Annotated in this window: 7 protein-coding genes, 1 tRNA gene and 1 pseudogene; 4 read left to right on the forward strand and 5 right to left on the reverse strand. The window is 69.9% G+C overall.

Translation table 11 applies throughout. From position 1 onward, the window contains the following. Together ACTS11_RS01215 and ACTS11_RS01220 are read right to left on the reverse strand one after the other, a co-directional pair. Positions 1-189, reverse strand: a pseudogene (locus ACTS11_RS01215) (hypothetical protein); the annotation flags it as partial. Then, the gene (locus ACTS11_RS01220) at positions 189-995 is read right to left on the reverse strand and encodes a TrmH family RNA methyltransferase (RefSeq protein ID WP_442638534.1); all 807 of its coding nucleotides are present in this window, start codon (positions 993-995) and stop codon (positions 189-191) included. The gene ACTS11_RS01220 and the pseudogene ACTS11_RS01215, both read right to left, overlap by 1 nt. 129 nt (positions 996-1,124) lie before the next feature. On the opposite strand from ACTS11_RS01220, the gene ACTS11_RS01225 reads away from it, so the two are divergent. Continuing rightward, positions 1,125-1,208, forward strand: a tRNA-Tyr gene (locus ACTS11_RS01225). A gap of 221 nt (positions 1,209-1,429) precedes the next feature. Next, complete coding sequence (locus ACTS11_RS01230) at positions 1,430-2,449, forward strand: hypothetical protein (protein WP_442638535.1); 1,020 nt, start codon at positions 1,430-1,432, stop codon at positions 2,447-2,449. Positions 2,450-2,452: 3 nt separating this feature from the next. Here the strand turns inward: ACTS11_RS01230 and clpX are convergent, their stop codons facing one another. Beyond that, a complete protein-coding gene (gene clpX / locus ACTS11_RS01235; RefSeq protein ID WP_442638536.1) occupies positions 2,453-3,718 on the reverse strand; it encodes an ATP-dependent Clp protease ATP-binding subunit ClpX in 1,266 nt (421 codons plus the stop codon). 160 nt (positions 3,719-3,878) lie between these two features. Next, entirely contained in the window at positions 3,879-4,511 is a 633-nt protein-coding gene (locus tag ACTS11_RS01240; RefSeq protein ID WP_442638537.1) for an ATP-dependent Clp protease proteolytic subunit, read from the reverse strand. Between the two features lie 134 nt (positions 4,512-4,645). Between ACTS11_RS01240 and ACTS11_RS01245 the strand changes: the two genes are divergently transcribed. After that, positions 4,646-5,854, forward strand: coding sequence for an FAD-binding domain-containing protein (locus ACTS11_RS01245; RefSeq protein ID WP_442638538.1), 1,209 nt, complete (start codon positions 4,646-4,648; stop codon positions 5,852-5,854). A gap of 91 nt (positions 5,855-5,945) precedes the next feature. Here the strand turns inward: ACTS11_RS01245 and ACTS11_RS01250 are convergent, their stop codons facing one another. Further along, positions 5,946-6,755 (reverse strand): creatininase family protein, encoded by an 810-nt coding sequence (locus ACTS11_RS01250; RefSeq protein WP_442638539.1) that lies wholly within the window; start codon positions 6,753-6,755, stop codon positions 5,946-5,948. Positions 6,756-6,913: 158 nt separating this feature from the next. Between ACTS11_RS01250 and ACTS11_RS01255 the strand changes: the two genes are divergently transcribed. After that, positions 6,914-7,686 (forward strand): acyl-CoA dehydrogenase family protein (locus ACTS11_RS01255; RefSeq protein WP_442638540.1); only part of this gene is annotated, 773 nt, incomplete at its 3' end.

The raw sequence follows: 7,686 nt of genomic DNA on the forward strand, positions 1-7,686 counted from the left end.
GTGCGGCGCGGGCTGGCGCGGGCTGCGCTTGACCGCCGCCTCGTCGCGGTCGGCCTTCAGCCATTTCATCTCGTGGAGCGGCGCGCCGCAGGACCCGCAGGCCAGCTCGTGCCCGCCCCGCGCGGTCATCCGCAGCGCCTGCCTGCGCCCGCAATAGGAACAGGTCGCGATCTTCATCTGGTGCGGCATCAGCCCTCCGTCTCCGCCCGCGCGCGTGCGCTCGTGAAGGCATATAGGGACACCGCCGCCGCATTGGAGACGTTGAGCGAGCCGAATGCGCCCGCGGCGGGAATTCGGGCGAGGATGTCGCAGAGCTCGCGCGTGCGCTCCCTCAGCCCAGGCCCCTCCGCGCCGAGGACCAGCGCGGCGGGCCGGCCCACCGCCCGCTCCGCCGCCTCCCCGATCCCGACCGGCCCCTCGCCGTCGAGGCCGACGACCAGGTAGCCCATGTCCTTCAGCGTCTCGATCGCGTTGCCGAGGTTCGGCACCCGCAGGTAGGGCTGCCGCTCGAGCGCGCCCGAGGCCGTCTTGGCGAGCGCGCCCGTCTCGGGAGCCGAGTGGCGGGCCGGTGCGATGACGGCGGCGGCGCCGAAGACCTCGGCCGAGCGCAGGATGGCGCCGACGTTGTGCGGGTCGGAGACGCGGTCGAGCAGGACGAGGCGCGCCGCCGCGGACCCGAGCGCCACATCCTCGAGCCGTCCCCAGTCGAGCGGCCGGACCTCGAGCGCCGCCCCCTGGTGGACGGAGCCGGGGTCGAGCGGCGCGGGAAACCTGCGCGGATCGGCGATCTCGGGCTCGAGCCCCGCGCCCATGCCCGCGAGCGCGTCGCCCAGCCGGTCGGCCGCGTTCCGCGTGACGACGAGGCGCAGCTTCTCGCGCCGCGGATTGACCAGCGCGTCGCGCACCGCGTGCAGCCCGAAGAGCCACACGGTCTCGGCCGCGGAGGCCTTGCGGCCCCGCTCCTTGTCGATGATCCAGGCGGGTTTCTTGCTCACGTCGGTCCCTCCATGCCACGCCAAGGGGTTACGCGGCGGGAGGGCCGAAGGAAAGCCCGCGCGGCGCCGGGAGCGCCGGGATTTCCTGTTGACGCCCCATGGGCGCGGGGCTATCCACCCCCTCGCGTCGGGCGACGTGCTGCAAGGTGCGGCAGCGGACTGTAACTCCGCCGGGGAGACCCATGCCTGGTTCGATTCCAGGGTCGCCCACCATCTCCTCCTGAAAGAGACCCCCTCCAGCGCTCCGACCGGTCGGCTGCGTCGGTCTGGCCGTCGTCGGGAGTTGGTACGGCAGATCCAGGGCGAAGGCCCTGCCATGATGCCTGGATTGCAGGCACTTTTCCGGGCGCGGCGATGAAGAGCGCGTTGGCGCCTCGCCGCGGCCCGCGCTATAAGGCGGCAAAGGCGGGGCATACCGCGACGTACGGGCAGCCATGGCCAGCAGGAAACGGACCCCGACGCAGACCGGCCGCACGGCGTTCAACGTCGTCGTTGTGGCGCAGGACGGGCGCCTGCAATACGAGGCCGCGCTCTTCTGCGCCTCCTTCCGCGCCGCGATGCCCGACTTTCCCGGCCGCCTCGTCGTGGCCGAGCCGCAGCCGGGCCCGCGCTGGAGCCGCGATCCCCGCATCTCGGACGCGGGCGTGCGCGCGCTGCTGGCCGAGTTCGGGGCCGAGATCCTGCCCTTCGACACCCCGCATTTCGGCGAGAGCTATCCCTACGGCAACAAGATCGAGCTGCTGGCCGCCCTTCCCGAGGGCGAGCCCTTCGTCTTCTTCGACAGCGACACGCTGATCCTCGGCGATCTTTCGGAGGTGCCCTTCGACTTCGACCGGCCCTCCGCCTCGCGGCGGGTGGAAGGGACCTGGCCGCGGATCGAGCTCTACGGGCCGGGCTACACGGCGATCTGGAAATCGCTCTACGACCGCTTCGGCCTCGACTTCGAGGGCTCGCTGGACCTCGCGCAGCCAGACGAATACTGGCGGCGCTACCTCTACTTCAACGCGGGGTTCTTCTACCATCGCTGCCCGCGCGAGTTCGGGCGCCTCTTCCTCGACTACGCGCTCGCGATCCGCGACGACCCGCCGCCCGAGCTGGTGTGCCAGCCGCTCGACCCCTGGCTCGACCAGGTGGCGCTGCCGCTCGTGATCCACGCGCTCGGCGGCGGGCGGGATGCGCTGCCACCGGGATGGCTCGACGGGAGCCACAGCTGCCATTACCGGCTCCTGCCGCTGCTCTATGCGCGGGAGGCGGACCGCGTGGTGGAGACGCTCGAGGCGGTGGCGGCGCCCAACCGGGTCAAGAAGGTCCTCAAGGCGCACGAGCCGATAAAGCGGATGGTCTACCAGGGCAAGGGCGGGAAGGCGCGCGGCCTCTTCGACCGCGCGGCCCTGCCGCGGCGCGAACAGGTGATCCGCAACACGCTGAAGCGCGAGAAGCTCTGGCTGCGCTGAGGCTCAGCCGGCCGTGGCCGAGCCGTCCTTGGTCCGCTCCGCGTAGATCATCAGCGGCTTGACCTCGGAGGTCACGGCCTCCTCGTTCACGACGACTTCCTGCACGCCCTCGGCGCTCGGCAGTTCGAACATCGTGTCGAGCAGGATGTCCTCCATGATCGAGCGCAGGCCCCGCGCGCCGGTCTTGCGCGCGATGGCGCGCTTGGCGATGGCGGTCAGCGCGTCGTCGGTGAACTTGAGCTTCACGTCCTCGAGCTCGAAGAGGCGCTGGTACTGCTTGACCAGCGCGTTCTTGGGCTCGGTCAGGATCTGCACGAGCGCTGGCTCGTCGAGGTCGGTCAGCGTGGCGATGACGGGGAGGCGGCCGACGAATTCGGGGATCAGGCCGAACTTCAGCAGATCCTCGGGCTCGAGCTCCTTGAAGAGCTCGCCGACGCCCCGGCTGTCGTTGTCCTTGACGTCCGCGCCGAAGCCGATGGCCGAGCCCTTGCCGCGCTGCGCGATGATCTTCTCGAGGCCCGCGAAGGCGCCGCCGCAGATGAAGAGGATGTTGGTCGTGTCCACTTGCAGGAATTCCTGCTGCGGATGCTTGCGCCCGCCCTGCGGCGGCACGGAGGCGACGGTGCCCTCCATGATCTTCAGGAGCGCCTGCTGCACGCCCTCGCCGCTCACGTCGCGGGTTATGGACGGATTGTCGGACTTGCGCGTGATCTTGTCGACCTCGTCGATGTAGACGATGCCGCGCTGCGCCCGGTCGACGTTGTATTCCGACGCCTGGAGCAGCTTGAGGATGATGTTCTCCACGTCCTCGCCCACGTAGCCGGCTTCGGTCAGCGTGGTGGCGTCGGCCATGGTGAAGGGCACGTCGAGGATGCGCGCCAGCGTCTGCGCCAGCAGCGTCTTGCCGCAGCCGGTCGGGCCGATCAGCAGGATGTTCGACTTCGCCAGCTCGATGTCCGACTTGCCCGCGTGGTTCAGGCGCTTGTAGTGGTTGTGGACCGCCACCGAGAGCACGCGCTTGGCGTGCATCTGGCCGATCACGTAGTCGTCGAGGACGTCGCAGATCTCCTTGGGCGCCGGAACGCCGTCGGTGGACTTCAGGCCCGCCGTCTTCGTCTCCTCCCGGATGATGTCCATGCAGAGCTCGACGCATTCGTCGCAGATGAACACCGTCGGTCCGGCGATGAGCTTGCGCACCTCGTGCTGGCTCTTGCCGCAGAACGAGCAGTAGAGCGTGTTCTTGGAGTCGCTGCCGGATGAACTTGCCATATCGTCTTCCCTTTCGGGCCCTGAAACGGGTGGTCGCGGGGGCGCGATCGCCCTCGCCTCGTCTATAACCAATCGTGTTCCGGCCAGCCTAGTTCAGCCCCGGCGCCACCACAATCGTCAATTTCCCGACATGACCGGCCTGTGATGGCCCGGCCAGGGATCAGCCCTTCGCCGCGTCCGCCGCGCCGCGGCTTTCCACGATCTCGTCGATCAGGCCCCAGTCCTTGGCCTGTTCGGGATCCATGAAATTGTCGCGCTCGAGCGCCTCGACGACCGCCTCGAAGGACTGGCCCGTATGCTTAACGTAGATCTGGTTAAGGCGATCCTTAAGTTTCTGCGTTTCGCGGGCGTGGATCATGATGTCCGTCGCCTGGCCCTGGTAGCCGCCCGAGGGCTGGTGGACCATGATCCGGCTGTTGGGCAGCGAGAAGCGCATCCCCTTCTCCCCCGCCGTCAGCAGGAGCGAGCCCATCGAGGCCGCCTGGCCGACCACCAGCGTGGAGACCTTGGGCTTGATGTACTGCATGGTGTCGTAGATCGACAGGCCCGAGGTCACGACGCCCCCGGGGCTGTTGATGTACATGGAGATTTCCTTCGACGGGTTCTCCGCCTCGAGGTGCAGGAGCTGCGCCACGATCAGGCTCGACATGCCGTCGTGCACGGGGCCAGAGACGAAGATGATCCGCTCCTTCAGGAGCCCCGAGAAGATGTCGTAGGCGCGTTCGCCCCGGCTGGTCTGCTCGACGACCATGGGAACCAGCATGTTCATGTAGAGATCGATGGGGTCTTTCATGGTCGCCTGCCTCGGGTGATACGCCGCACTGTCGTGAGAGTCTTAGTGGCGCCACAGGGGGGCTGCAAGGGCGGCAGGCCCGAAGCGGTGAACGCGGGCTTTCCTCGCGACGCCTGCGGCCTAGCTCCCGCGCCATGATCGGACCCCTCGAACCCACGCGCGCCGCCGGCCTCGAACGGCTCGCGCGCTTCCTGCCGAAGGCGGGGCGCGCCTATGCCGCAGGGCGCAACCACGACCGCCCCGACGAGGGCCATCCCGCCGTCTCGGGCCTCTCGCCCTGGCTGCGCCATCGCCTCCTGACCGAGGCCGAGGTGCTGGAGGCCGTGCTTGGCCGGCACGGGCCCGCCGCGGCCGAGAAGTTCGTGCAGGAGGTCTTCTGGCGCACCTACTGGAAGGGCTGGCTGGAGCGTCGGCCCGCGGTCTGGGCGGAGTACCTGCGCGGCCGGGATGCGGCGCTCGGCGGCGATCTGGCGCCCCGCATCGCCGAGGCCGAGGCGGGGCGCACCGGCATCGAGTGCTTCGACGCCTGGGCGCGGGAACTGACCGCGAGCGGCTACCTCCACAATCACGCGCGGATGTGGACCGCCTCGATCTGGATCTTCACGCTCCGACTGCCCTGGGAGGCCGGGGCCGACTGGTTCCTGCGCCATCTCGCCGACGGCGACCCGGCCTCGAACACGCTCGGCTGGCGCTGGGTCGCGGGCATCCAGACGCCGGGGAAGCACTATGTCGCGCGGGCCGAGAACATCGCCCGGTATACCGGCGGGCGGTTCAACCCCGCGGGCCTCCTCGACGAGGCGCCCGAGCCGGTCCCGGGACCGGCCCCGCCGAAACCCGGCCCGGTGCCCGAAGGCGGCACGCCCGCGCCGGGCCTCGCCACCGGCGTCCTCCTGACCGAGGAGGACCTGAGCCCCGCCTTCCTGCTCCGCGCCATACGGGGCGAGGTCGCGGCCCACGCGACGCTTCTCGCGACGGCGGGCCGCTCGCCCCGCCCCGTGGCCGACATCGCCGCCGCCTTCGCGCGCGGCGCGGTCGAGGACGCCCGAGCCCGCTGGGCGGGACGGCTCGGCGCGCGCGGCCCCGACGCGACGGAGCCCGCGGCCGTGGCCGACTGGGCGGCGGGCGCGGGCCTCGCGCAGGTCGTCACCGCCTGGGCGCCCGTGGGTCCGACGGCCGAGGCGCTCGACCGGCTCGAGCGGCTGCTCGCGGCGCGGGGGATCGCCCTCGTCCGGGTGCTCAGGCCCGAGGACCGGGCCGCCTGGGCGCACGCGACCCACGGCTTCTTCCGCTTCCGCGAGCGGATTCCGGAGCTGATCGAGGACGACCGGGCTTCGGTTCCATAACGGAAAAAATTCCGGGGATATCTCCGGGATTATCCGTTGATCCACGTCCGTTTTTCACAAGCCCGCAGCCCGCGATTCCATCCACAGCCCCTCAGGCCGACGGCACCGGCGCCCGCACCATGTCGTGCATCAGCGCCACGAACCCCTCCACCTGCGCCGCGATGTCGGCGGCGCCGAGCTCGGCCGTGGCGGAGGAGGCGTCGCCCACCGTGCCCTTGGGGTTCAGGTCGTGCGACAGCCAGCCGATATTCGCCTCCGCCATGTGGAAGCCGAGCTTCGCCGAGCCCTGCCGGAGCGCGGTCTGCGCGCTGGCGAAGTCCTCCGCCCGTTCCATCCGCACGAGGTCGGGATAGAGCGCGAGCATCATCGAGGTCTCCGAAAGCCCGCCGTGGATGTCGACCATCGGCCCCTCGGGATAGGTGTAGACGCGCGAGGCGGCGAGCCGCGTCCAGGCCGTCGTCGCCACCGTCATCGCGTGGGTCTGGCGCAGTTCGCGCGCGACGATCTCCATCGGTGCGACGTTGCCGCCATGGCTCGTCACGATCACCATCTTGCGCAGGCCCGCCCGCGCCACGCCGTCCCCGATGGCGAGCCAGGAGCGGATCGCCGTCTCCCAGTCGAGCGTCAGCGTGCCCGGAAAGGCGATGTGCTCGTTGGACTTGCAGACCTGCTGCACGGGCAGGAACGTCACCGGAAGGTCCTCGGGCAGCGCCTCGGCGCAGCGCGCGACCATCGCCTCGGCGATCAGCGCGTCGACCCCCACGGGCAGGTGCGGCCCGTGCTGCTCGATCGCCGCGATCGGCAGGACGGCGATCCAGCCGGAGGTATCGGCCTCCGAAAAGTCGCGCGTCGTCATCTCGCGCCAGTGACGCCTCGGTCCGCCCATGTCCTGCCCTTTCATGTCCTGCCCTTTCCCGCATGCTGCGACGCGGCAAGGAAACGGCATCGCGCGCGGCCCGGCAAGGGCCAAGACCCGCCTGCCCTGCGACCCGCAGGCGCGCCGGGGTTGAAGCCGGACCGCATTTGCTATGTCTTGGTGGCGTTGGAAGGAGACACCACATGCCCGACGGTCAGAGCCGCCATACCGGACCTTCGCTGGCCCCGTTCGACTGGGCCGATCCGTTTCACCTCGGCGACCAGCTTTCCGAGGACGAGCGCATGGTCGCCGAAAGCGCCCGCAGCTTCGCGCAAGGCGAATTGCTGCCGCGCGTGAGCGAGGCCTACCTGCACGAGAAGGTCGAGCCGGAAGTCTTTGCCAAAATGGGAGAAATGGGTCTTCTGGGCGTCACGATCCCGGAGGAATACGGCGGCCTCGGCGCAGGCTACGTGACCTATGGCCTCGTCGCGCGCGAGGTGGAGCGGGTCGACAGCGGCTACCGCTCGATGATGTCGGTGCAGTCCTCGCTCGTCATGTATCCGATCCACGCCTACGGATCGGAGGAGCAGCGGCAGAAGTATCTTCCCGGCCTCGCGAAGGGCGAACTCGTCGGCTGCTTCGGCCTGACCGAGCCCGATGCGGGCTCCGACCCGGCGGGGATGAAGACCGTCGCGAGGAAGACCGCGGACGGCTACGTGCTGAACGGCGCGAAGATGTGGATCTCGAACTCCCCCATCGCGGATGTCTTCGTGGTCTGGGCCAAGTCCGAGGCGCATGGCGGCAAGATCCGGGGCTTCGTGCTGGAGAAGGGCACGCGCGGCCTCTCCGCGCCCAAGATCGGCGGGAAACTCAGCCTGCGCGCCTCCGTCACGGGCGAGATCGTGATGGACGGCGTCGAGGTGGGCGAGGACGCGCTCCTGCCGAACGTCGAGGGGCTGAAGGGCCCCTTCGGCTG

This window comes from Roseicyclus sp., assembly GCF_052168335.1.
In the GTDB taxonomy this organism is placed as follows: Bacteria; Pseudomonadota; Alphaproteobacteria; order Rhodobacterales; family Rhodobacteraceae; genus Roseibacterium.